Annotated in this window: 1 protein-coding gene; it reads left to right on the forward strand. The window is 49.5% G+C overall.

Annotation, left to right across the window (positions count from 1 at the left end; genetic code table 11):
• The first annotated feature begins 187 nt into the window (after window positions 1-187).
• A complete protein-coding gene (locus A3OI_RS0103220; RefSeq protein WP_018402900.1) occupies window positions 188-1513 on the forward strand; it encodes an IS1380 family transposase in 1326 nt (441 codons plus the stop codon).
• Window positions 1514-1804 lie beyond the last annotated feature (291 nt).

Raw genomic sequence — 1804 nt, forward strand, 5'->3', positions numbered from 1 at the left:
CCAGCCCGTTAATTGCACTAAATACGTTTTCGATAGCGTCCATGAGAATCCTTTTTTATATGCCATGGTTCGATTTGTATGCCCCAATCCCCAGATAGAAATTTCTAAAACATAGAAAGCCTTGGCTGTATAATGGTTAGCGACGAAACTCTCCATCACCCAATGGGTGCACAACTCAAGGCTTACGATGATTCTACCCTACAAACTCGATACAACGAACGATTTGCTCACCTCCCGTGCCGGTTTATTGGCCACTGGTCAATTAATGGACACATTGAGCCTCGCTGAGCGTATTGATAAGCACTTTCCCCAGCCTAAAAGTAATCGAGGATATAAGCCCTCGGAATTCATCAAGACCCTCATCTTGATGCAACATGAAGGCAGCTTTCACCTGGATGAGGTTCGTCACATACAGGATGATGAGGCACTGCGCACCGTATTGGATCTCAAAAAACTCCCCCAGGCGACCACGATCGGTGATTGGCTGAGGAGAATGGGTAGCCAGCCACAAATCCAGGAGGCCTGGGTGAAGGTCAATAAGGCGGTGTTGCAGTCAGCCTTGCACCGCTGCAAAAAAGTAACATTGGACATCGATGCTACTGAAATTGTTGCCCATAAAGCGGACGCGCAGTGGACCTACAACAAGAACAAAGGCTTTATGCCCATGGTGGGGCACATTGCGGAAACCGGGCAGGTTGTAGCCGTGGATTTCCGTCAGGGTAATGTGCCGCCAGCGAAAGATAATCTGGCGTTTATCAAACAGTGTCAGCAGGCTTTACCGGAAGGCTGCGCCCTGAACGCCCTGCGTATCGATGCCGCAGGCTATCAAATAAAAATCATTGAGTATTGTGATGAGCAAGGTATCGAGTACGCCATTCGCGCCAAAACTAGCCCCGCCATGCGGGCACAGATAGACGCGGCAGGTGATGCAGACTGGCAGCCTTTGATTGACAAAAAAGGTAAGGAGATAAGCGGCCAGGACACCTACCGCACCAGCTTTTGTATCGGTAAATATGAAAAAGCCTTTACCCTCATCATTCAAAGAACGGCGATTAAAGGCCAGGCAAATCTGGACCTGGACTCACAAGAGGACTCAAATGCAATCAGCCGGGGAGGCTATGTTTACCGTGCGATTGCCACCAATCGGGATAAACTTAGCGACAGTCAGATTGTCCACTGGTACAACCAGCGTGCTGAGGACAGCGAAAATCGCATCAAAGAACTGAAGCTGGATTTTGGCGGTGACACCCTGCCGTGTTCAGATTTTAACGCCAATGCACTGTACTTTTTAATCTCCTCGCTCTCCTACAATTTATTTGCCCTGATGCGTCAACTGCTGCCAGAGGAACTGGCGCACCACCGTGCGATGACTCTGCGCTGGCGCTTGTATGCCATGGCGGCAAAAGTCGTCAAGACTGGGCGTCAGTTATTTGTAAAGCTGAAAGAAAACAATCGAACACTGTTAGAACAGGTGCTACTTGCACTGAAGGAGTTTGAGCCGCCGCCCATTTAACCCAATACCGAACAGGAATGACGGCTTATACAGGATAGGTCCGTCCAAAATGGCCAAATAGGCACTGAATATGCGCCGAGGAACGGTTTTTGACTAAACCTCTCTGCCATATCCGCTGTGCTGGCCAGCAATAAGACGTGAAAGAGGGACTCAGAGGCCCTTGAGGCGCTAGCGGGGCTCTATCTGGGGATTTGGGGTATGTGCCATGGTTTGATTTCACCCGCAATGGGTATAACTTACTGAGCTTACTCAATTACTGGTCTGTGTAAACCGGCACTTGGTGAAAGCTGG

The organism is Marinobacter gelidimuriae (assembly GCF_000372805.1).
Lineage (GTDB): Bacteria > Pseudomonadota > Gammaproteobacteria > Pseudomonadales > Oleiphilaceae > Marinobacter > Marinobacter gelidimuriae.